Below are 21700 nucleotides of genomic sequence, written 5' to 3' on the forward strand. Positions count from 1 at the left end.
GAGGGAGGATCATCGTCCCCGTGCGCCGGGACTGTCAGTGGGGCTCGCCAGGGTCGTCGCTCACAACCGACACACGGCTTTGGAGTGGGACGCGGATGAAGGTGCGGTACACGGCCGCCTGGGTGGGGGCCGCGGCGGCGCTGCTGGCGACGACCGCCTGCGGTGCCGAGACGACGAGGAAGGCGGGCGAGGCGGCGCGGAACGCGGACCGGATCCTGGCCGCGCTCGCCCGTGCCACCGACCGGACCGAGGAGCTGGGCTCGGCGCGGATCGAGACGACGACCGAGCTGAAGGCGACGGGCGGCGGGCCGATCGCCATGGACGGCACGTACTCCTGGGGCGACGGCCCCGCGATGGACGTCGAGATGGACACCGCCGCGGCGCAGATGAGCGCCCTCCAGGACGCCCCGACCACGCGGGTGATCATGGTCGACGGCGCCTACTACTACGACGTCGACCCCCAGCCGAGCGGTCCGCTGCAGGGCAAGGAGTGGATGCGCATCGACGTCTCCGCGGTGATGGGCGAGACTGGCGCCGAGAACATGGCGGCCACCGCCGACCCGACGGCGACCCTGCGCTACATGACCGCCTCCACGCAGGTGAAGGGCCTCGGCGAGGAGATCGTCCTCGGCAAGAGGACCACCCACTACCGGGGCAGCCTCAGCGCGGACCACGTCAGCGGGTCCAGGCTCACCGACGCGGAGAAGAAGGCCGCCCTCGCCGCCCTGGAGGCGGACGGCGGGAAGCTGACGGCCGACATCTGGGTCGACGCCGAGGACCTGCCCGTGCGCATCTCGCAGACCGGCGCCGGAATGACCGTGACCATGGACTTCGTGAAGTTCGGGACGACCGAGCGGATCACGGCTCCGCCCGCGGCCCGGACCGGCGACCTCAGCGAGCAGGTCAGGGAGCAGCGGGACACGGCGATAGGCCAGTGACGCGCCGGCGCCCCGACCCGGCGGACGTCGGGACGGGGCGCGGTTCGGTCGATGGCGTCAGGAGTCAGGACATAGGGCGTCAGGGCGTCAGTGGTTGCGCGGGAAGCCCAGGTCCACGCCCGCGGGGGCGTCGGCCGGGTCCGGCCAGCGGGTGGTGACGACCTTGCCGCGGGTGTAGAAGTGCGTGCCGTCGTTGCCGTAGATGTGGTGGTCGCCGAAGAGGGAGTCCTTCCAGCCGCCGAAGGAGTGGTAGCCGACGGGGACCGGGATCGGCACGTTGACGCCGACCATGCCGGCCTCCACCTCCAGCTGGAAGCGGCGGGCCGCGCCGCCGTCGCGGGTGAAGATCGCGGTGCCGTTGCCGAACGGGGAGGCGTTGATGAGCGCCACCCCCTCCTCGTAGGTGTCCACGCGCAGGACGGACAGGACGGGGCCGAAGATCTCGTCCCGGTAGGCCCTGGCGGTGGTCGGCACCTTGTCGAGCAGGGAGATGCCGATCCAGTGGCCGTCCTCGTAGCCGTCGACGGTGTGGCCGGTGCCGTCGAGGACGACCTCGGCGCCCTCGTCGGCGGCCCCGGTGACGTACGACGCCACCTTGTCGCGGTGTTCACGCGTGATCAGCGGGCCCATCTCGGACGCCGGGTCGTCGCCGGGGCCGATCCTGATCTTCTCGGCGCGCTCGCGGATCTTCTCGACCAGTTCGTCACCGATCGCGCCGACCGCGACGACGGCCGAGATGGCCATGCAGCGCTCGCCCGCGGAGCCGTAGGCCGCGCTGACCGCCGCGTCGGCCGCCGCGTCGAGGTCGGCGTCGGGCAGGACCAGCATGTGGTTCTTGGCGCCGCCGAGGGCCTGCACGCGCTTGCCGTGGGCGGAGGCGGTGGTGTGGATGTGGCGGGCGATGGGGGTGGAGCCGACGAAGGAGACCGCCTTGACGTCGGGGTGCTCCAGGAGCCGGTCGACGGCCGCCTTGTCGCCGTGGACGACGTTGAGGACGCCGTCCGGCAGGCCCGCCTCGGCGAACAGCTCGGCCAGCCGTACGGAGGCCGAGGGGTCCTTCTCGCTGGGCTTGAGCACGAAGGTGTTGCCGCAGGCGATGGCGAGGGGGAACATCCACATCGGCACCATGGCCGGGAAGTTGAACGGCGTGATCCCCGCCACCACGCCCAGCGGCTGCCGGATCGCGGCCACGTCGACGCGGCTCGCGACCTGCGTCGACAGCTCGCCCTTGAGCTGCACGCTGATCCCGCAGGCCAGGTCGACGATCTCCAGGCCGCGCGCCACCTCGCCGAGGGCGTCGGAGTGCACCTTGCCGTGCTCGGCGGTGATGAGCCGGGCGATGTCGTCGCGGTGGGCGTCGAGCAGTGCCCGGAACGAGAACAGGACCGAGGTGCGCTGGGCCAGCGAGGACTGGCCCCAGGTGACGTAGGCCTCCTTGGCGGCGGCGACGGCGGCGTCCACCTCGTCGGCCGAGGCGAGGGCGACCTTGGCGGTGACCGCGCCGGTCGCCGGGTCGGTGACCGGCCCGTACGCGCCCGACGTGCCGTCGACGGACCTGCCGCCGATCCAGTGGTTGACGATCTTCGTCATGACCGGGTGCTCCTTCACAGATGGCGGCGTCGGGTCGAGACGTGCCGTTCGTACAGCTCGCGGGCCTTGACCGCGGACGGCCTGGTCGCGGTCTCGGCCACGGGTACATCCCACCAGGCCTGCGCCTCGGGCGCGCCCGACACTGTGTCTGCCGTTTCGGTCTCGACGTAGACACATGTGGGAGTGTCCGCGGCCCGCGCCTCGGTGAGCGCGGCGCGCAGTTCGCGGACGGTGCGGGCACGCAGCACCCGCATCCCGAGGCTGGCGGCGTTGGCGGCGAGGTCGACCGGCAGGGGCGCGCCGGTGTACGTGCCGTCGGCGGCCGGGAAGCGGTAGGCGGTGGCGAACCCCTCCGCACCGACCGACTCGGACAGGCCGCCGATGGAGGCGTACCCGTGGTTCTGCACCAGCAGCACCTTGATCGCGACGCCCTCCTGCACGGCGGTGACGATCTCGGTGGGCATCATCAGATAGGTGCCGTCGCCGACCAGCGCCCACACCGGCCGGTCCGGCGCGGCCAGCTTGACGCCGATCGCGGCGGGGATCTCGTAGCCCATGCAGGAGTAGCCGTACTCCAGGTGGTACTGGTCCCGCGACCGGGTCCGCCACAGTTTGTGCAGGTCGCCGGGGAGGGAGCCGGCCGCATTGATGATCACGTCCGTCTCGTCCACGACGGCGTCCAGGGCGCCGAGGACCTGCGTCTGGGTGGGCCGGGCGTCCGGGTCGGGAGCGGCGTAGACGGCGTCGACGCGCCGCTCCCAGCGCTTCTTGTCGCGGGCGTACTCGGCGGCGTAGCCGGGCTCGACGCGGTGGCCGTGCAGGCGCAGCGCCTCGGTGAGTTCGGCGAGGCCGCTGCGGGCGTCGGCGATCAGCGGGAGCGCGGCGAGCTTGTGGCCGTCGTAGGGGGCGATGTTGAGGTTGAGGAAGCGGACGCCGTCGGCGGCGAACAGGGTGCCGGAGGCGGTGGTGAAGTCCGTGTAGCGGGTGCCGACGCCGATGACCAGGTCGGCGGTGCGGGCCAGGGCGTCGGCTGCGGCGGTGCCGGTGTGGCCGATGCCGCCGACGTCCTGGGGGTGGTCGTGGGGCAGGGCGCCCTTGCCGGACTGGGTGGAGGCGACCGGGATGCCGGTGGCTTCGGCGAACTCGGCGAGGGCCGTCTCCGCCCGGCTGTGGTGCACCCCGCCGCCGGCGACGACGAGGGGCCGCCGGGCGGCACGGACGGCCCGGACCGCCTCGGCCAGTTCGGCGGGGTCGGCGCCGGGACGCCGTACGGCCCAGGTGCGCTCGGCGAAGAAGTCGTCCGGCCAGTCGTACGCCTCCGCCTGCACGTCCTGCGGGAGGGCGAGGGTGACGGCGCCCGTGTCGACGGGGTCGGTGAGCACGCGCACGGCCTGGAGCGCGGCCGGGATCAGGGCTTCGGGGCGGGTGACGCGGTCGAAGTAGCGGGAGACGGGGCGCAGGGTGTCGTTGACCGAGACGTCGCCCGCGTACGGCACTTCGAGCTGCTGGAGGACGGGGTCGGCGGGGCGGGCGGCGAAGACGTCGCCGGGCAGGAGGAGGACGGGCAGGTGGTTGACGGTGGCGAGGGCGGCGCCGGTGACCAGGTTGGTGGCGCCCGGGCCGATGGAGGTGGTCACCGCGTGCGTGGAGAGGCGGTCGCACTGGCGGGCGTAGCCGACGGCGGCGTGCACCATGGCCTGTTCGTTGCGCCCCTGGTGGAACGGCATCGCGCCGGCGTGCTCCACGAGCGCCTGGCCGATCCCGGCGACGTTGCCGTGCCCGAAGATGCCCCAGGTGGCGCCGATCAGCCGGCGGCGGACGCCGTCCCGCTCGGTGTACTGGACGGTGAGGAAGCGCACCAGCGCCTGCGCGACCGTCAGCCTGATCGTCATCGGTAACCCCCTGCGGCGGCCGTGTGGTCCGGGTGGAAGCGGATGCGCCACTCACGGCTCTCGCCGGGGCCCGCCATGACGTTGAGGTAGTACATGTCGTGGCCGGGCTGGGCGATGGACGGACCGTGCCAGCCGTCGGGCACCAGGACGGTGTCGCCGGAGCGGACCTCGGCGAGCAGGTCGGCCCCGCCCTCGCGGGAGGGGAAGACCCGCTGGTAGCCGAGGCCGTTTCGGCCGTCGATCTCGAAGTAGTAGATCTCCTCCAGCCGGGACTCCTCGCCGGGCCGGTGCTCGTCGTGCTTGTGCGGCGGGTACGAGGACCAGTTGCCGCCGGGGGTGATCACCTCGACGGCGATCAGCCGGTCGCAGGGGAAGGCGTCGGCGGCGGCGAAGTTGCGCACCGTGCGGGCGCAGTTGCCGCTGCCGCGCTGTTCGACGGGTACCTCCGGCGCGGGGCCGTAGCGGGCGGGGAGTCGTCGCTCGCACTTCGCTCCTGCCAGGGCGAAGCGGCCTCCCGCGCCGGAGGCGATCTGTGCCTGGGCGTCGCGCGGTACGTACGCGAAGTCGGTGACCGACGCGAACACGCTTTCGCGTCCGAGGAGTTGGAACACCTCGCCCGCCGTCCCGCCCGCTTGTACGGTACAACCGCCCTCCAGGGGCAGCACGATCCACTCGCTGTCCCCGGTGGTGAAGATGTGCGTCCCGCCCGGCTCCAGCTCCACCACGCGCAGACTGCAGTGGGTCCAGCCGGCCAGCTCCGGGTCGACGTCGACGGCGTACTGTGGTCCCGAGGTGGCGCCCCTGGGCAGATGCAGACGGTTGCTCATACGACCCCTCACAGCAGTCCTACGGCGGTGTCCACGGCGGCGGCCACGTCGCCGTCCGCCGGATACAGCAGCGACCGGCCGGCCACCAGCCCACGGACGGTCGGCAGGCGAAGGGCGCCGCGCCATTTCTCGTACGCCTCGTCCCGGTCCTCGGGCGTGTCCCCGATGTCGCCGCCGAGCAGCACGGCGGGCAGGGTGGTGGTCTGCATGACGCGGGCCATGTCGTCCGGGTTGTCGGTGACCGGCACCTTCAGCCAGGTGTAGGCGGACGTGCCGCCGAGCCCGGAGGCGATGGCGAGGGAACGGACGACGGCCTCGGCGGACAGGTCGTTGACCAGCCGCCCGGAGGCGTCGCGGCGGGTGATGAACGGCTCCACGAACACGGGGAGTCCGCGGGCGGCCATCTCGTCTATGGCGCGGGCCGCGGACTCCAGGGTGTCGAGGGAGCCGGGGTCGTCGTAGTCGATGCGCAGCAGGAGCTTGCCCGCGTCGAAGCCGAGGCGCCGGATGTCCTCGGGGCGGTGGCCGGTGAAGCGGTCGTCCAGCTCGAAGCGGGCGCCCTGGAGTCCGCCGCGGTTCATCGAGCCCATGACGACCTTGCGGTCCAGGGCGCCGAGCAGCAGCAGGTCGTCCAGGATGTCCGCGGTGGCGAGGACGCCGTCGACGCCGGGGCGAGAGAGCGCGAGGCAGAGGCGTTCGAGCAGGTCGGCGCGGTTGGCCATGGCCAGCTTCCGGTCGCCGACCCCGAGCGAGCCGCGGGCGGGGTGGTCGGCGGCGACGACCATCAGCCGGTCGTCGTCGCCGAGCAGCGGCCTTCGCGGCCGGCGTGCGGCGGCTTCGACGACGGCCTGGGGGTGCCGGGTGCGGATGCGGACCAGCTCGGCGACGTCTACGGGCATGGGTCGGCCTCGGGGGTGGTGTGGCCGGCGGCCCCGGGGGCGGTCTCATCGGTCTGCTGGGCCGTCTGATCCGGCTCGGCGGCGGCCTCGGCGGCCTCGGCGGGGGTCTGGTCCGGCTCGGCGGTCGTCCGGTCGGTCCGGGCGGTCGTCCCGCCGGCCTTGTGGTCGGCCTCGGCGGTCGTCCGGTCGGTCCGGGCGGTCGTCCCGCCGGCCTTGCGGTCGGCCTCGGCGGTCGTCCGGTCGGTCCGCGCGGTCGTCCCGCCGGCCTTGCGGTCGGCCTCGCCGGTCGTCCGGTCGGTCCGCGCGGTCGTCCCGCCGGCCCGGGGGACGGTCGGCGCCGCCCGGCGGGCCGTCCCGGAGGGCACCGCACCCGCCTCCAGGGCCGCCGCGATCTCCTCGCCGGTCGGCATGGCCGAGGAGCACTCCAGGCGGGAGGCGACGATCGCGCCGGCGGCGTTGGCGTGGCGCATGGTCCGTTCCAGGGGCCAGCCGGCGAGCAGGCCGTGGCAGAGGGCGCCGCCGAAGGCGTCCCCGGCGCCGAGGCCGTTGAGGACGTCGACGGGCAGCGGGGGCACCTCGGCCGACTCGCCCCCCGCGCCGACGGCGAGGACGCCCTTGGGGCCCTGCTTGACGACGGCGAGCTCCACTCCGGCGTCGAGCAGGGCGCGGGCGGCGGCATGCGGGTCGCGGATTCCGGTGGCGACCTCCACCTCGTCCACGTTCCCGACGGCGACGGTGGCATGGCGCAGGGCCTCGGCGTAGAAGGGGCGGGCGGCGGCCGGGTCGGTCCAGAACATGGGGCGCCAGTCGAGGTCGAAGACCGTCGGACCGGCCTTGGCGCGGTGGGCGAGGGCCGCGAGGGTGGCGGTGCGGCTGGGCTCCTCGCTCAGGCCGGTGCCGGTCACCCAGAAGATCCCGGCCGCGCGCACGGCGTCCAGGTCGAGGTCGTGGGCGTCGAGCTCCAGGTCGGGGGCCTTGGGGTGGCGGTAGAAGTAGAGCGGGAAGTCGTCCGGCGGGAACACCTCGCAGAAGGTGATCGGGGTGGGCAGCCCCGGCACGGGTGTGACCCAGCGGTCGTCCACGCCGAAGTCGCGCAGCGCCTGGTGGAGATAGGCGCCGAACGGGTCGTCGCCGGTGCGGGTGATCACCGCGGTACGGCGGCCCAGACGGGCGGCGGCGACCGCGACGTTGGCGGGCGAGCCGCCGAGGAACTTGCCGAAGGTCGACACCTGCGGGAGCGGCACCCCGGTCTGCAGCGGATAGAGATCCACGCCGATCCGCCCCATGGTGATCAGGTCGTACGCCATCGAGATCCCTTCGCACCGTCGCGGGTGGGTCGCGGCTCGCTCTTCCGGGTTTCTAGTCTCCGCCGGGAACCCTGTCAACGGTTTGTCCGGACATTCGGACGACGGCGACGACAGCGCGCCCGGACGGCGCGGGCCGCTGCTCCAGTTCTGTCACAAACGCCACCGTCGTGTCACAGATGTCATGCATCCGCACGCCCTGTGTCACATCCGGCCACGGCCCCCGCCCCCTGCGAACTCCGCGTCGTTGACGGGGCGCAGGCTCGATGATCGCCAGCGCGCGTCCGGCTCCACCGGCGGCCGTCCCCCGGCCGCCGCCGCGGCGCGCGCGGGGAGGTGCACATCATGACCGACCGAAGGCTCTGGTCCTACAAGGAGATCGCGGCCCACATCCGGGTGCAGCCGGACACGGTCCGCTCGTACCGCAAGCACGGGCTGCTCCCGCCGCCCGACCATGTGGAGAACGGCAAGCCCTACTGGTACGCCGACACCGTCCGCGCCTGGGTCGCCGCCCGCCCCCGCAACCGGGGCCGCGCGGCGGACTGACGGGCCGTCGGCCGCCCCGTGCCCCGCCCTGGAGCGGGGCACGGTCGTCCCGGAATGCGGCGGGGCCGTCCTGGACGAGCGGGCCGCCCCTCGCGGTCGCCCCCCGGCTCACCGCCACGGCTCGATGACGGTCACCCCCGATCCCGGGGCCGCGCCCAGGGCGGCGAGGGCGGCCGGGGCCGCGTCGAGCGGGATGGTGGAGGTGACCAGGAGGTCGGGGCGCAGGGCGCCGGTGCGGACCAGTTCCAGCATCGGCGGGTAGGCGTGGGCGGCCATGCCGTGGCTGCCGAGCAGTTCGAGCTCAAGGGCGACGGCGCGGGCCATGGGCACGGGCGTGGTACCGGTCGGCGAGGGGAGCAGGCCGACCTGGACGTGGCGTCCGCGGCGGCGCAGGCCGTTGACGGAGGCGGCGCAGGTGGCGGGCGAGCCGAGCGCGTCCAGCGACAGGTGGGCCCCGCCGCCGGTCAGCTCGCGGACCGCCGCCGCGGTGTCCTCGGTGGTGCGCGCGTCGACGCAGTGCGCCGCGCCGAAGGTCCGCGCCAGCTTGAGGGCCCGCGGCGACACGTCGACGGCGACGACCCGCGCCCCGGACGCCGCCGCGATCATCACCGCGGACAGCCCGACCCCGCCGCAGCCGTGCACGGCGACCCACTCCCCCGCGGCGACCCTGCCCTGCCCCACGACCGCCCGGAACGCGGTGGCGAACCGGCACCCGAGCGAGGCGGCCGTCGCGAAGGACATCTCCGCGGGCACGGCGACCAGGTTCACGTCGGCATGGTCCAGTGCGACGTACTGGGCGAACGAGCCCCAGTGGGTGAAGCCGGGCTGGGTCTGCCGCTCGCACACCTGCTGGTCGCCCGCCGCGCAGGAGGCGCAGGCGCCGCAGGCGCAGACGAACGGCACGGTGACCCGGTCGCCGGGCCGCCAGGCGGTCACCCGCGCACCGGTCTGCTCGACGACGCCGGCGAGTTCATGGCCGGGAACGTGCGGCAGCGTGATGTCCGGGTCGTGCCCCTGCCAGCCGTGCCAGTCGCTGCGGCACAGCCCCGTGGCCTCGACCCGCACGACCACCCCGTGCTCCGCGGGCCGCGGGTCGGCCACCTCCCGTATCCCGGCCGGCTCCCCGAACCGCTCGAACACCACAGCCCGCATCCGCCGCCCTGCCCTTCCGCCGCCGCCCGCGGCCGACGCCCCGGGCGGTCACCACCGCTCCCGGCGGAACGCTAACCCCGTGCCGCCACCGTGTCCCGGGCGGACTCCCCTTCCTGTTCGCCGCCACCGGCACCGTGCTCCCGCGTGCGGCCCGCCCCCGGCGCCGCGGCCGGCTCCTCGCCCTCGCCGAGTCCGAAGCGGGCGTGGAGGCGGCGCAGCGGTGCCGGCGCCCACCAGGTGGCGCGGCCGGTCAGCCGCATCACGGCCGGGACCAGCAGGCTGCGGACGACCATGGCGTCCATCAGCACCGCCAGGGCGATGCCCAGTCCGAGCATCTTGGTGTTGGTGACGCGGGAGGTGCCGATGGCGACCATGACCACCGCCAGGATGACCGCCGCCGCCGTGATCAGACCGCCGGTGCGCTGGAGTCCGTGCCGCACCGCCTGGTCGTGGTCGCCGGTGCGGTCGTGCTCCTCCTTGATTCGGGAGAGCAGGAAGACGCCGTAGTCCATGGAGAGGCCGAAGGCCACGCAGAACATCAGGACGGGCAGGGTGGTCTCTATGGAGCCGGTGGTGGTGAAGCCGAGCAGGCCGGACAGGTGCCCGTCCTGGAAGACCCAGACGACCGCGCCGAACATCGCCGTGAGGCTGAGTGCGTTCAGCACCACCGCCTGGACCGGTATCAGCACGCTGCCGGTGAGCAGGAAGACCAGCAGCAGGGTGACGACCGCGATGCAGGCCAGCGCCCAGGGCAGCCGCTCCGCCAGGGCGTCCTTGGAGTCGACCAGGACGGCGGCCGTGCCGGTGACGGCGGTGTCGAAGGGGGCGTCCACCGCGCGGAGTCCGTCCACCAGCCGTTGGGCGGGTTCGTCGACGGCCTCGCCCTCCGGCAGCACCGTGAAGTACGCCGCGTCGCCCCGCACCAGAGGCCCTTCGACCCGCAGGACGCCGGGAAGCGCGGCGACCCGCTGCTTGTAGTCGGCGTACTCGGCCTCGGTCGCCCGCCCCTCGGCCAGGACCTCCAGGCCGCCGCCGGGGCTGCCGGGGAAGCCGTCCCTGATGTGCTGCTGCACCACATGGGACTCGGCGCTCGACGGGAGCTGGCGGTCGTCCGCGGTGCCGAACTTCACGCCCAGGAAGGGCAGCCCGAGCAGGAGCAGCACCGCGGTCGTCCCCAGGGCGAAGAACGGGGCCCGCCGCATCACCAGCGAGGCCGTGCGGCCCCAGGCCGCGCCCGCCTCCGCCCGGCCCTTCTCCGCGTCGGCCGGCTCCGGGGACCGCCCGCGACGGAACAGCCGGCGCACGTCCAGGGCGTTCACCCGGTGGCCGAGCAGCACCAGCGCCGCCGGGAGCAGGATCAGGGCGGCCGCCGCGGCGAGCAGCACCACCGCTATGCCGGCGTAGGCGAAGGACCGCAGGAAGTACTGCGGGAACAGCATCATCGCGGCCAGCGAGACGGCGACCGTCAGGGCCGAGAACAGCACCGTGCGGCCCGCCGTGCGCAGGGTGACGCCCACGGCGGTCACCGGCGCGGCCCCGGTGGCCAGCTCTTCGCGGAAGCGGCGGACGATGAACAGCGCGTAGTCGATGGCCAGACCGAGCCCGAGGGCCGTGGTCAGGTTGAGTGCGAAGACCGAGACGTCGGTGAACTCCGTCAGACCGCGCAGCAGGGCGTTGGTGCCCAGGATGGCCACGATGCCGATGCCGAGCGGCAGCAGCGCGGCGACCGCGCTGCCGAAGACCATCACCAGCAGCACCAGCGTCACCGGCAGGGCGATCAGCTCGGCCCGGGTGAGGTCCTCCTGGATGATCGTCTGCATCTCGTGCCGGACCGCGAGCATTCCGCCGATCCGGACCTCCACCGGGCCGTGGGTCCCGCGCAGGGCGGGCGCGATGCGCTCCAGGGTCTCCTGGGCGGCCTTCTCCTCCCCCGTGATCCGGGCGGCTATCAGCGCCTCGTGGCCGTCCTCGGCGCGCAGGGAGGGCGACCCGGACTGCCAGTAGGAGCCGACCCCGGCGACGCCCTTCTCGGCGGCCAGCCGATCGGCGAGCCGGTCCGCCTCCGCGGCGACCGCCGGGTCGTCCACCGAGGCGCTCCCGGCGTCCACCAGCAACAGCAGGTTCGGCTGCGAGCCGGGGAACTCGCGCTCCAGGGCCCTGGTCGCGTAGGTCGACTCGGCGGCGGGGTCCTCCCAGCCGCCGCTGCCCAGCCGCTCGGCCACCCCGCCGCCGGCCAGCACCGCGAGCACGGTCAGGACCAGGGCGGCGAACAGGGACAGCCGGGGCCGGGCGGTCACGAACCGCGTCCACCCGCCGGGCCGCGGCGGCCCGTCGTCCGTGCGGCGCGGGCTGCTGACTTCGGTCATCGTGCGGTGTCCCCTTCACCCTGGCCCACCCGCGGCGTGCGGGCAGGCACCATGGACCGACCATTGCCAATAGACTGGCGAACACGAGACATCGCTCGCGTTTCTTTAGAATGCGAGCGACCACTCGCGTTTGTCAATCGCGTTCGGAGAGTTGGGGATAACTCGTGTCCGAGACGAGCGAGACGAGCGGAACCACCGCATCCGGCGGGACCGGCGAAGCCAAGGGAACCGGCGGGACCGACAGAACCGGCGGAACCGCCGAATCCGGCGGACCCACCGAGTCCAGCGGAACCGGCGGAACCGGCGAGGCCACCGCCGACGCCAAGCCACGCCGGCGCCAGGCGCGCGGCGAGCGGCGCGTGGCCCAGTTGCTGGAGGCCGCCGCCACCGTCTTCTGCACGACCGGCTACACGGCCGCCAGCACCAACGCCATCGCGCGCGAGGCGGGCGTCTCACCGGGCACGCTCTACCAGTTCTTCCCGAACAAGGAAGCGATCGCGGTCGAGCTGGGCGACCGGCTGATGCACGAGATGCGGAACGCCTACGGCGAGGCGCTCGCCCCCGTGGACCCCTCCACACCGCTGGAGGAGGCCGTGCACGCCGCCGTCGACCGGTTCATCGAGTTCAACTGCCGCCACCCGGTCTTCTTCGCCCTGATGCACGGCCCCGACATCCCGGGCCGGATCACCGACGAGCACGACGCCCTGCACGCGACCCTGCTCCAGCGCGTCGCGACGCTGCTCACCTCCCTGCTGCCCGAGGCGAGCGAGGCCGACGTCGCCCGCACCGCGAACGTCTGCCTGAGCCTGTACAAGGCGGGTCTGGAACTGGTCCTCGCCCACGAGGGCGCCGAGCGCGAGGAGTACATCCGGGAGCTGAAAGCCGTACTGGTGCGCTACCTCGAACCCATGGCCGACGCCGGACCGTCCCGGACTGCGCCGCACGCCGAGACCGCATAGGGTTCGGGACCAGAGGCATCGGACGAATCGGACACGCGGCACGGCGACCGGACGAGCAGGACCGGACGAGCAGGAGGGGACAGCGTGACCCACTCCCCGCCGCCCGGCGCGCCCCGGGCCCGCATCCCCGCCCCACGGAAGCCCCCGCCACCCCGCCCCGAGCCGCAGCTCGTCTTCTGGCGCCGCTGCCTGTGGGGCTGGACGACCGTGTGGGCGATCACCGTCCTCGTCACCTGCGTCGGCGACCCCGCCCGCCTGCCCGCCGCACTCCTCCTCGGCGGCCCGGTGATCCCCGCCGCGCTGGCCGTGTGGGCGTACGGTCGACGGAGCCGACGGCGGTAGACGGGGAACGGGCGAAGCGGGCCGCCAGAGCGAGCCCCGCGCGACGCGCCCCCACGACGAGCCGCGCAACGAGTCCGCGCGCCGGGCGGGGGGACATCCGGCGACGCACTCCGCGCCACGGCCGTCCGCTCACGGCGGAGGAGCGCCCGGAATACCCCCTAGGGGTATACAGTTGAAAGGGTCGGAGAAGTTGGAACGATGGAGGAGCGACGACATGACCACCCAGACCGACACCCCGGGTTCCGTGACCACCGTCTACAAGGTGGGCGGCATGAGCTGTGGCCACTGCGAGGGCGCCGTCTCCGGTGAGATCTCCGAGATCCCCGGCGTCACCTCCGTGAAGGCCGTCGCCGCCAGCGGCGAGGTCACCGTCGTCTCCGAGGCCCCGCTGGACGAGGAGGCCGTGCGCGACGCCGTGGACGAGGCCGGCTTCGAGCTGGTCGGCCGCGCCTGAGACACTCCCGGCGCCGGGCCGCGCCGAGCGCCGCGGCCCTTCCACTCAACGCCGCGGACGTTCCCGCTGAATACCATTCTCATTTCACTATTTCACCGAAATCGGGGCGCTCATCCCCTTGGAGTCCCGCGCGGGCCTCACATAAGCTCTTCACAAGGCTCACGCAGCTTCCTTACGCTGGGCCTCGTTCACCTGATCGGGTCTCTCGGCATCTTTCAGGACATATGCAAGAGACGCAGATCACAGTGGTGTGAACGTAACCATCGAAGGGATTCGAGGGTCTAAGTTGGCGATGTCAGAAGGCGTCTTGGGGGGCGCCGACTGGCATCCGGGGATGTCTTGGGGGACTTCCCTGGAGTCGCGTTGCCGGGACACGTACACCGGGAAGCTTTGAGCGGCCCTCCCTGCGTGCGCTGTCCCGGCAGAGCTCATGACACAGCGATTCAGGCGCTGGTTCTCACAGGCGCCCGGCCGGATCCCGTGGGGGGAATCCGTACCGGGACATGGGAAGGCGCCCTGGTCGTCGGCCCGTGGGGGGACCGGCGCCAGGGCGCCTTCTGTCGTTCGGGGTGAAAGCCCGCGGTCAGCGCGCCTCGACCGGCACGAAGTCGCGCTCGACGACGCCCGTGTAGATCTGGCGCGGGCGGCCGATGCGGGAACCGGGCTCCTTGATCATCTCGTGCCACTGGGCGATCCAGCCCGGCAGGCGGCCGAGGGCGAACAGGACCGTGAACATCTCGGTCGGGAAGCCCATGGCCCGGTAGATCAGGCCGGTGTAGAAGTCGACGTTCGGGTAGAGGCTGCGCGAGACGAAGTAGTCGTCGGAGAGCGCGTGCTCCTCCAGCTTCAGCGCGATGTCCAGCAGCTCGTCGGACTTGCCGAGGGCCGAGAGGACGTCGTGCGCGGCGGCCTTGATGATCTTGGCGCGCGGGTCGAAGTTCTTGTAGACCCGGTGGCCGAAGCCCATCAGGCGGACGCCGTCCTCCTTGTTCTTCACCTTGCGGATGAAGGAGTCGACGTCGCCGCCCGCGTCGCGGATGCCCTCCAGCATCTCCAGCACGGACTGGTTGGCGCCGCCGTGCAGCGGGCCCCACAGGGCGTTGATGCCGGCGGAGATCGAGGCGAACATGTTCGCCTGCGAGGAGCCCACCAGGCGGACCGTGGAGGTCGAACAGTTCTGCTCGTGGTCCGCGTGCAGGATGAGCAGCTTGTCCAGCGCGGAGACGACGATCGGGTCCAGCTCGTACTCCTGTGCGGGGACCGAGAAGGTCATCCGCAGGAAGTTCTCGACGTAGCCCAGGTCGTTGCGCGGGTAGACGAACGGGTGACCGATCGACTTCTTGTACGCGTACGCCGCGATCGTCGGCAGCTTGGCGAGCAGCCGGATCGTGGAGAGGTTGCGCTGCCGCTCGTCGAACGGGTTGTGACTGTCCTGGTAGAAGGTGGACAGCGCGGAGACGACCGAGGACAGCATGGCCATCGGGTGGGCGTCGCGCGGGAAGCCCCGGTAGAAGTTCTTGACGTCCTCGTGCAGCAGGGTGTGCTGCGTGATGTCGTTCCTGAAGCCGGTGAGCTGGTCCACGGTCGGCAGCTCGCCGTTGATCAGCAGGTAGGCGACCTCCAGGAAGGTGGAGCGCTCGGCCAGCTGCTCGATCGGGTAGCCGCGGTACCGGAGAATTCCCTGCTCGCCGTCGAGGTAGGTGATCGCGGATTTATACGCGGCGGTGTTGCCGTAACCGCTGTCCAGGGTCACGAGACCGGTCTGGGCCCGGAGCTTCCCGATGTCGAAGCCCTTGTCCCCGACGGTGCTGTCGATCACCGGGTAGGTGTACTCGCTGCCGTCGTACCGCAGTACTACAGAGTTGTCGCTCACGTCTTCCCTCACCGACGTAGTGCCTCATCTTCGAGGTGCCCTGACTGTCTCTACCATCCCCCATTTGGCTCAGGAGAGTGCACTCGGGGTCGACCATTGGGCTTAATGGCGGCACTCAGTGCCGCCAACCGCTCATCCTCCACCCTCCGTTGCCCTTGCGGAAGGTCTGTGTGACCTTTCCGACTCATTTGATCGATCATTTTTTACGATCAAGCCATCGGAGGGGTCCGCAAGAGTGGTCCCGGAGCCAGCCGGTGGTCCAGCGCCGTGCAGCGCCGGCCCGCCGACACCGTGCGCACCGCCTGCCCTATCGCCTTGCGCGAGCCGACGAGGACGACCAGCCGCTTGGCCCGTGTGACGGCCGTATACAAGAGGTTCCGCTGGAGCATCATCCACGCGCCGGTGGTCACCGGGATGACCACCGCCGGGTACTCGCTGCCCTGGGAACGGTGGATGGTCACGGCGTAGGCGTGGGCCAGCTCGTCCAGTTCGTCGAACTCGTACGGCACCTCCTCGTCCTCGTCCGTCAACACGGTCAGGCGCTGGTCGACCGGATCGAGCGAGGTCACCACGCCGACCGTGCCGTTGAAGACGCCGTTCTTCCCTTTGTCGTAATTGTTACGGATCTGGGTGACCTTGTCGCCGACACGGAAGACTCTGCCGCCGAACCGCCTCTCCGGCACGTCGGGGCGGCCCGGGGTGATGGCCTGCTGGAGGAGGCCGTTGAGGACGCCGGCGCCGGCGGGGCCGCGGTGCATGGGGGCCAGCACCTGGACGTCCCGGCGCGGGTCGAGCCCGAATTTGGCCGGGATTCGCCGTGCGGCCACGTCCACGGTGAGCCGGCCGGCCGCCTCCGTGTCGTCCTCGACGAACAGGAAGAAGTCCTTCAGCCCGTCGGTGAGCGGATGCTGCCCGGCGTTGATCCGGTGCGCGTTGCTCACCACGCCGGACTGCTGGGCCTGGCGGAACACGCGCGTCAGGCGCACCGCCGGGACCGGGCTGCCGTCGGCCAGCATGTCGCGCAGCACCTCGCCGGCGCCGACGCTGGGCAACTGGTCGACGTCGCCGACGAACAGCAGGTGGGCGCCCGGCGGCACGGCCTTGACGAGCTTGTTGGCGAGGAGCAGGTCCAGCATCGACGCCTCGTCCACGACGACCAGGTCGGCGTCCAGCGGCCGGTCCTTGTCGTACGCGGCGTCGCCCCCGGGCTTGAGCTCCAGCAGGCGGTGGACGGTGGATGCCTCCGCGCCGGTCAGCTCGGCGAGGCGCTTGGCGGCGCGGCCGGTGGGGGCGGCCAGCAGCACCTTCGCCTTCTTGGCGCGGGCCAGCTCGACGATCGACCGCACGGTGAACGACTTGCCGCAGCCGGGACCGCCGGTGAGGACGGCGACCTTCCGCGTCAGCGCCAGCTTGACGGCGGCCTCCTGCTCGGGGGCCAGCTCCGCGCCCGTACGGCCCTTCAGCCACGCCAGCGCCTTGTCCCAGGCGACGTCGTGGAAGCCCGGCATCCGGTCCTCGTCGGTGCGCAGCAGGCGCAGCAGCTGGGCGGACAGGGACAGCTCGGCGCGGTGGAACGGCACCAGATAGACCGCGGTGACCGGCTCGCCGCCGCCGTCCGGCCCGGGCACCTTCTCCCGTACGACGCCCGGATCGCCGCCGTCCTCGGGCGGCTCGGCCAGCTCGGCGAGGCACTCGATGACCAGGCCGGTGTCGACCTGGAGGAGTTTCACCGCGTCCTTGATCAGCTGCTCCTCCGGGAGGTAGCAGTTGCCCTGGTCGGTGGCCTGCGAGAGGGCGTACTGCAGGCCCGCCTTGACCCGCTCGGGGCTGTCGTGCGGGATGCCGACGGACTGGGCGATCCTGTCGGCGGTGAGGAAGCCGATGCCCCACACATCGGCGGCGAGACGGTAGGGCTGGTTCTTGACCACGGAGATCGAGGCGTCGCCGTACTTCTTGTAGATCCGCACCGCGATCGACGTCGACACCTCGACGGTCTGGAGGAAGAGCATGACCTCCTTGATCGCCTTCTGCTCCTCCCAGGCGTCGGCGATCTTCTTGGTGCGCTTGGGGCCGAGGCCGGGCACCTCGATGAGCCGCTTGGGCTCCTCCTCGATGATCCGGAGGGTGTCGGTCCCGAAGTGCTGGGTGATGCGGTCGGCGAACACGGGTCCGATGCCCTTCACCAGACCCGAGCCGAGATAGCGCCGGATGCCCTGGACGGTGGCCGGCAGGACGGTCGTGTAGTTCTCCACGGTGAACTGCTTGCCGTACTGCGGATGCGACCCCCAGCGCCCCTCCATCCGCAACGACTCGCCGACCTGCGCACCGAGCAGCGCGCCGACGACGGTGAGCAGGTCGCCGGCGCCGCGCCCGGTGTCGACGCGGGCGACGGTGTAGCCGTTCTCCTCGTTGGCGTAGGTGATGCGCTCGAGGACGCCTTCGAGCACGGCGAGCCGGCGCTCGCCGCCCTCGCCGCCTGCTGGTTGTGCCATGACTGCGACGGTACCGGCCCGCGCTGACAGCGGGGCCGGTGCGCTTGCCGCTCCGCGGGGCGGCGCGGGTCCGGCGACCGCCCCGGACGGTCAGCGCAGTCCGGGCTCGCGCTTGAGGGCTTCCAGGAAGGGCGCGAAGGCGGGGGCGCGGAAGGTGAGGGTGGCTCGGGGGCGGTCCTTGGTGTCTCGGACGGCTACGCGGGTGGGGGTGGTGGTGACCTCGACGCAGTCGTCACCCTCGCCGTCGCCGGAATACGAGGACTTTCGCCATGCCTCGGTCGACGTCATCAGATCTCCGGCTTCGTCTTGAGCGCTGCCAGGAAGGGGGCGAAGGCAGGGATGCCGAAGGTGAGGGTGGCTCGGGGGCGGTCCTTGGTGTCTCGGACGGCTACGCGGGTGGGGGTGGTGGCGACCTCGACGCAGGCGTTTCCGTCGCCGCTGCCGGAGTACGACGACTTCCGCCAGTTGTCGGGGATGGACACAGGACGCCTCACAGTTCCTTGGCCAGTCTGTGGATGAGGTCACGCGACCGCACAGGGTGGAGTGACGCCGCCACCACTCTACGGAAAAGCGTTCGAAAGACGGCGAGTTGGGCCTCGGAGTCGATGAACAGCGCACCATGCGGACCGTCGCGGACCACAGTGTCCAGCTTCGGCACGGCACCACCGGCGTAGACCATCGCGGCGGTGACGTCCGCGAAGCCGTCCAGCTCGAACGGAATGACACGCACAGTGATGTGCTCGGCCTCCGACCACTGGAGCAGGTGGACGAGTTGCGCCTGCGAGGCGAGGCGACCTCCCACCCTGATCCGCAGTGCCGCCTCGTGCACGACGACGCTGTACGGGATGGGCTTCGGCCCTTCGATGACGCTGCGCCGTTGCAAGCGGTGCCGCACGCGCGCCTCCACATCCTCTTCCGGCAGCTCCGGCACGCGACACGAGAACACCGCCCGGGCATAGTCCTCCGTCTGAAGCAGCCCTGGGACATGCAGGAAGTCCACGTCCCATCGATAGGTGGCGTGGTACTCCAACTCTGACAAGTCCAGGAACAGCGTCGAGAGGGTGCCTCGATAGTCCTCCCACCAGCCCCGAGTTCGGTCAGTGGCCATGGCGACCAAGGCATCGACGAACTCTTCATCCGTGCAGGCGTAGTGGGATGCGAGGCTACGGAGTCGCTGCTCGCTCACACCTGTGAGCCCGGCTTCGATGTGACTGATCTGCACTCGCCCCGTCCCGAGCAGCGCTGCAGCTTCACGGCCAGTGAACCCGGCCGCCTCGCGGAGCCGACGCAGTTCCGTCCCCAGCCGCACCTGGCGTGCGGTGGGTTCACGCCTCAAGACCATTCAGTGCCCCTCGTGCAACACGTCGGGGAAACAGCCCCGTTGGGAGTCAGTTTACGCGACCGACTTGCCCCGGATGACAAGTTAGCCCTACGGTCGGTGACGTACCGCATACTCTGCGGATTCTTCGGGAACCGGAAGCGCACCGCTCCGTCCTGCCATGACGGCTGCGGCAATGACACCGCACGCCCGCCGCCACTGACCCCCCTCGATCTCACGGAGCTTCCCCATGCCCAAAATCGAGCCCTGGGAGTACTCCCTCTCCATCCCCAACGACCCCCGCGCCGTCACCGTCAGCCGACGCACGTTGCGCCTGATCCTCACCCTGCACGGGCAGATCGGGCTGGTCGACACCGCCGAACTGCTCGCCGCCGAGCTGGTCTCCAACGCCGTACTGCACACCAAAGGCCCCGCCGCCCTCCGCGTGTGCTGGTCACCGCCCGGCACCCTGCGCATCGGCGCCTGGGACGCCGACCCCGCACCACCCGAGCCGCCCGCCGACCTTGAACGGCTCGGCGAACTGGAGCACGGGCGCGGGCTCGGGCTCGTGCGGGCGTGTTCCGATCTGTGGGGCTGGCATCCCCTGACCCGGCTCGGCAACCGGGGCAAGTACGTGTGGTGCGAGCTGGCCTCCGAGCAGGCAGCCGTACCCGGACGTGCCCCAACTCCCTGACGACACGGGTACGTTCCTCGGTCATGACGTCCGCAGCGCCCGAACCGCCGTCCGCCACCCCACCGTCGTGGCCGCACTGCGGCCACGACGCCGCTCCGGCCGATCCGGTGGGCTGCCGGGGCATCCGCGTGACCGGTTACACCGCTTGTCTGGCCCACCTGGACGACGCCGACCGCCGCGCCCACCTCGCGACGCTGTCGCCGGGCGCCGACATCGACCATCGGGGCACGCCGTTCACTGGTGAACTGCTGGGCGAGTTACTCGCCGCGCTGACCGACCCCGCCACGGGCAAACCCCGTACGGGCGCCGCCTGGTTCAGCCAGGCATCCTTCGACAATGCCCATTTCCAGGAGGCGGCCTTCTCCGGCGACGCCCTGTTCAACCAGGCGTCCTTTTCCGGCACCACACGACTCCACAGGGCATCCTTCGCCGACGCCCATTTCCAGGAGGCGGCCTTCTCCGACGATGCCTTGTTCAACGAGGCGTCCTTCTCCGGCAGCACCCGCTTCGACCAGGCATCCTTCGCCGATGACGCCCAATTCGGTGAAGCGTCCTTCTCCGGTGACGCGTGGTTCGACCAGGCTTCCTTCGGCGGCGATGCCCAATTCGGCGGAGCGTCCTTCGACGGCATCGCCTGGTTCACCGGGACTTCCCTCCGCGGCGATGCCCAGTTCAGCAGCGTTTCGTTCTCCGGCGACGCCTGGTTCGAGCAGGCAGCCTTCTCCCGCGTCGCCTGGTTCGGCAGCACGTCCTTCTCCGGTGATGCCTGGTTCGGTGGAGCGTCCTTCTCCGGCACTGCCTGGTTCGACGAGGCATCCTTCTCCGGCGCTGCCCGATTCGCCGGTGCGCGCTTCTCCCACCTCGCCCTGTTCAGAGAGGCGCGCTTCGAACAGGCGACCCACCTGGGCCCGCTGGTGTGCGGTAAGCGGGTCAGACTGGACGCCGCCGTCTTCCAGCAGCCCGTGACCTTGGAGATCGCCGCCCGCCGAGTCAGCTGCGCGCGCACCCGGTGGGCGTCCACCGCCACGCTGCACCTGCGGTACGCCGAGCTGGACCTGAGAGACGCGGTGCTCGAGTACCCGGTGCTGGTCTCCGCCCGCCCCACGCCCTTCCCCGGCTCCGGCCGCGTGGCCGAGGCGTTGCCGGAGACCGCCCTCGCCGGTCTGCGGCCCGGCGTACGCCTCACCTCGCTCGGCGGCGTCGACACCGCCCACCTCGCCCTGCACGACATCGACCTGAGCACCTGCCGGTTCGCCGGGGCCATCCATCTCGACCAGCTCAAGGTCGACGGCTGGTGCACGTTCGCCCCTACGCCCGCCGGCTGGAGCCGGCGCTTCCCCTGGCGGTGGAGCCGGCGCAACACCCTGACCGAGGAGCACCACTGGCGGGCGCGCACCGCCCGTTACGCCCCCGGCGGCTGGGACAGCCCGCCGCAGGACGCTCCCGCGCTCAAGCCGGCCGCCGTGGCGGCGCTGTACCGGCAGGTGCGCAAGTCCCTGGAGGACGGGAAGAACGAGCCGGACGCCGCCGACTTCTACTACGGCGAGTGCGAGATGCGCCGCCACGATTCCACCCGGCCCTGGGGCGAGCGGGCGCTGCTGGCCCTCTACTGGGCGCTGTCCGGGTACGGGCTGCGGGCCGCCCGCGCACTGGCCTGGCTGGGAGGCCTCATGGCCCTCACCGTCGCCGTCATGATGATGTGGGGCCTGCCCTCCGACGACCCGAAGCCCCGGACCACCGGACGCCAGGTCCGGGCCGGGCAGGAGATCGTCCTCACCACCGACACGCCCGACCCGGTCAATCCCACCGGCCCGCTCACCGGACGCGTCACGACCGCACGGTTCGAGAAGGGTCTGCGGGTGGTGGTCAACTCGGTGGTCTTCCGCTCCTCCGGCCAGGACCTCACCACCACCGGCACCTACACCGAGATGACCTCACGACTGGTCGAACCCGTCCTCCTCGGCCTGGCCGTGCTCGCCGTCCGCAGTCGCGTCAAACGCTGACCACGCGACACGGGCCCTCGGCTCCCGTCCCGCCGTTCGTGCGGCGGGACG

At 71.8% G+C, this 21700-nt stretch carries 18 protein-coding genes and 1 pseudogene; 7 read left to right on the forward strand and 12 right to left on the reverse strand.

All coding sequences use genetic code 11. From position 1 onward, the window contains the following. The first annotated feature begins 95 nt into the window (after window positions 1–95). The gene (locus tag ACZ6KF_RS02800; protein WP_469236996.1) at window positions 96–938 is read left to right on the forward strand and encodes an SCO4651 family lipoprotein; all 843 of its coding nucleotides are present in this window, start codon (window positions 96–98) and stop codon (window positions 936–938) included. Between the two features lie 87 nt (window positions 939–1025). Here ACZ6KF_RS02800 and mmsA read toward each other — a convergent pair whose 3' ends face one another. From mmsA to iolC, 5 genes and pseudogenes are all read right to left on the reverse strand, one after another. Continuing rightward, window positions 1026–2528, reverse strand: coding sequence for a CoA-acylating methylmalonate-semialdehyde dehydrogenase (mmsA, locus tag ACZ6KF_RS02805; RefSeq protein ID WP_469236999.1), 1503 nt, complete (start codon window positions 2526–2528; stop codon window positions 1026–1028). Window positions 2529–2542: 14 nt separating this feature from the next. Further along, entirely contained in the window at window positions 2543–4420 is a 1878-nt protein-coding gene (gene iolD / locus ACZ6KF_RS02810) for a 3D-(3,5/4)-trihydroxycyclohexane-1,2-dione acylhydrolase (decyclizing) (protein ID WP_469237001.1), read from the reverse strand. Beyond that, window positions 4417–5247, reverse strand: a complete 831-nt coding sequence (gene iolB / locus ACZ6KF_RS02815) for a 5-deoxy-glucuronate isomerase (protein ID WP_356631471.1) — start codon at window positions 5245–5247, stop codon at window positions 4417–4419. Before iolB ends, iolD begins: the two co-directional genes overlap by 4 nt. Before the next feature lie 8 nt (window positions 5248–5255). Next, complete coding sequence (locus ACZ6KF_RS02820; RefSeq protein WP_469237003.1) at window positions 5256–6146, reverse strand: Cgl0159 family (beta/alpha)8-fold protein; 891 nt, start codon at window positions 6144–6146, stop codon at window positions 5256–5258. A gap of 362 nt (window positions 6147–6508) precedes the next feature. After that, window positions 6509–7453, reverse strand: a pseudogene (gene iolC / locus ACZ6KF_RS02825) (5-dehydro-2-deoxygluconokinase); the annotation flags it as partial. A gap of 342 nt (window positions 7454–7795) precedes the next feature. On the opposite strand from iolC, the gene ACZ6KF_RS02830 reads away from it, so the two are divergent. Next, entirely contained in the window at window positions 7796–7996 is a 201-nt protein-coding gene (locus ACZ6KF_RS02830; RefSeq protein ID WP_356631467.1) for a helix-turn-helix transcriptional regulator, read from the forward strand. A 108-nt stretch (window positions 7997–8104) separates the two neighbouring features. Here ACZ6KF_RS02830 and ACZ6KF_RS02835 read toward each other — a convergent pair whose 3' ends face one another. After that, window positions 8105–9148 carry a zinc-dependent alcohol dehydrogenase family protein gene (locus ACZ6KF_RS02835; RefSeq protein WP_469237007.1) on the reverse strand — a complete coding sequence of 348 codons (1044 nt, stop codon included), beginning with the start codon at window positions 9146–9148 and terminating at the stop codon, window positions 8105–8107. 71 nt (window positions 9149–9219) lie between these two features. Next, complete coding sequence (locus ACZ6KF_RS02840) at window positions 9220–11514, reverse strand: MMPL family transporter (RefSeq protein WP_469237010.1); 2295 nt, start codon at window positions 11512–11514, stop codon at window positions 9220–9222. A 164-nt stretch (window positions 11515–11678) separates the two neighbouring features. On the opposite strand from ACZ6KF_RS02840, the gene ACZ6KF_RS02845 reads away from it, so the two are divergent. The 3 genes from ACZ6KF_RS02845 to ACZ6KF_RS02855 all read left to right on the forward strand — a co-directional run bounded on the left by ACZ6KF_RS02845 (window position 11679) and on the right by ACZ6KF_RS02855 (window position 13269). Further along, window positions 11679–12473, forward strand: a complete 795-nt coding sequence (locus ACZ6KF_RS02845; RefSeq protein WP_469177869.1) for a TetR/AcrR family transcriptional regulator — start codon at window positions 11679–11681, stop codon at window positions 12471–12473. Window positions 12474–12557: 84 nt separating this feature from the next. Further along, the gene (locus ACZ6KF_RS02850) at window positions 12558–12815 is read left to right on the forward strand and encodes a hypothetical protein (protein WP_356631461.1); all 258 of its coding nucleotides are present in this window, start codon (window positions 12558–12560) and stop codon (window positions 12813–12815) included. Between the two features lie 214 nt (window positions 12816–13029). Continuing rightward, window positions 13030–13269, forward strand: a complete 240-nt coding sequence (locus tag ACZ6KF_RS02855; RefSeq protein ID WP_356631459.1) for a heavy-metal-associated domain-containing protein — start codon at window positions 13030–13032, stop codon at window positions 13267–13269. A gap of 583 nt (window positions 13270–13852) precedes the next feature. Here the strand turns inward: ACZ6KF_RS02855 and ACZ6KF_RS02860 are convergent. From ACZ6KF_RS02860 to ACZ6KF_RS02880, 5 genes are all read right to left on the reverse strand, one after another. After that, window positions 13853–15142: a citrate synthase gene (locus ACZ6KF_RS02860; protein ID WP_356631457.1), complete on the reverse strand. Its 1290-nt coding sequence runs from the start codon at window positions 15140–15142 to the stop codon at window positions 13853–13855. Between the two features lie 209 nt (window positions 15143–15351). Continuing rightward, window positions 15352–17634: an SF1B family DNA helicase RecD2 gene (gene recD2 / locus ACZ6KF_RS02865; protein WP_356631455.1), complete on the reverse strand. Its 2283-nt coding sequence runs from the start codon at window positions 17632–17634 to the stop codon at window positions 15352–15354. A 90-nt stretch (window positions 17635–17724) separates the two neighbouring features. After that, window positions 17725–17922, reverse strand: a complete 198-nt coding sequence (locus tag ACZ6KF_RS02870; RefSeq protein ID WP_469237013.1) for a DUF397 domain-containing protein — start codon at window positions 17920–17922, stop codon at window positions 17725–17727. Then, window positions 17922–18116, reverse strand: coding sequence for a DUF397 domain-containing protein (locus ACZ6KF_RS02875; RefSeq protein ID WP_469158471.1), 195 nt, complete (start codon window positions 18114–18116; stop codon window positions 17922–17924). The genes ACZ6KF_RS02870 and ACZ6KF_RS02875 overlap by 1 nt, the downstream gene beginning before the upstream one ends. Window positions 18117–18124: 8 nt before the next feature. Next, window positions 18125–18976, reverse strand: coding sequence for a helix-turn-helix domain-containing protein (locus tag ACZ6KF_RS02880; protein WP_469237015.1), 852 nt, complete (start codon window positions 18974–18976; stop codon window positions 18125–18127). Between the two features lie 226 nt (window positions 18977–19202). Here ACZ6KF_RS02880 and ACZ6KF_RS02885 point away from each other — a divergent pair, with 226 nt between their 5' ends. Together ACZ6KF_RS02885 and ACZ6KF_RS02890 are read left to right on the forward strand one after the other, a co-directional pair. Continuing rightward, a complete protein-coding gene (locus tag ACZ6KF_RS02885; RefSeq protein WP_469237017.1) occupies window positions 19203–19646 on the forward strand; it encodes an ATP-binding protein in 444 nt (147 codons plus the stop codon). A gap of 23 nt (window positions 19647–19669) precedes the next feature. Further along, window positions 19670–21649 (forward strand): pentapeptide repeat-containing protein, encoded by a 1980-nt coding sequence (locus ACZ6KF_RS02890; protein ID WP_469237020.1) that lies wholly within the window; start codon window positions 19670–19672, stop codon window positions 21647–21649. The last annotated feature ends 51 nt before the right edge of the window (window positions 21650–21700 follow it).

It is taken from the genome of Streptomyces sp. NPDC046379 (assembly GCF_055587785.1).

What these genes read in the sequence shown, in the direction of transcription:
- ACZ6KF_RS02800 (WP_469236996.1), top strand. Translation starts at nt 96, where the DNA reads ATGAAGGTGCGGTACACGGCCGCCTGGGTGGGGGCCGCGGCGGCGCTG.
- mmsA (WP_469236999.1), bottom strand. Translation starts at nt 2,528, where the DNA reads ATGACGAAGATCGTCAACCACTGGATCGGCGGCAGGTCCGTCGACGGC.
- iolD (WP_469237001.1), bottom strand. Translation starts at nt 4,420, where the DNA reads ATGACGATCAGGCTGACGGTCGCGCAGGCGCTGGTGCGCTTCCTCACC.
- iolB (WP_356631471.1), bottom strand. Translation starts at nt 5,247, where the DNA reads ATGAGCAACCGTCTGCATCTGCCCAGGGGCGCCACCTCGGGACCACAG.
- ACZ6KF_RS02820 (WP_469237003.1), bottom strand. Translation starts at nt 6,146, where the DNA reads ATGCCCGTAGACGTCGCCGAGCTGGTCCGCATCCGCACCCGGCACCCC.
- ACZ6KF_RS02830 (WP_356631467.1), top strand. Translation starts at nt 7,796, where the DNA reads ATGACCGACCGAAGGCTCTGGTCCTACAAGGAGATCGCGGCCCACATC.
- ACZ6KF_RS02835 (WP_469237007.1), bottom strand. Translation starts at nt 9,148, where the DNA reads ATGCGGGCTGTGGTGTTCGAGCGGTTCGGGGAGCCGGCCGGGATACGG.
- ACZ6KF_RS02840 (WP_469237010.1), bottom strand. Translation starts at nt 11,514, where the DNA reads ATGACCGAAGTCAGCAGCCCGCGCCGCACGGACGACGGGCCGCCGCGG.
- ACZ6KF_RS02855 (WP_356631459.1), top strand. Translation starts at nt 13,030, where the DNA reads ATGACCACCCAGACCGACACCCCGGGTTCCGTGACCACCGTCTACAAG.
- recD2 (WP_356631455.1), bottom strand. Translation starts at nt 17,634, where the DNA reads ATGGCACAACCAGCAGGCGGCGAGGGCGGCGAGCGCCGGCTCGCCGTG.
- ACZ6KF_RS02870 (WP_469237013.1), bottom strand. Translation starts at nt 17,922, where the DNA reads ATGACGTCGACCGAGGCATGGCGAAAGTCCTCGTATTCCGGCGACGGC.
- ACZ6KF_RS02880 (WP_469237015.1), bottom strand. Translation starts at nt 18,976, where the DNA reads ATGGTCTTGAGGCGTGAACCCACCGCACGCCAGGTGCGGCTGGGGACG.
- ACZ6KF_RS02885 (WP_469237017.1), top strand. Translation starts at nt 19,203, where the DNA reads ATGCCCAAAATCGAGCCCTGGGAGTACTCCCTCTCCATCCCCAACGAC.
- ACZ6KF_RS02890 (WP_469237020.1), top strand. Translation starts at nt 19,670, where the DNA reads ATGACGTCCGCAGCGCCCGAACCGCCGTCCGCCACCCCACCGTCGTGG.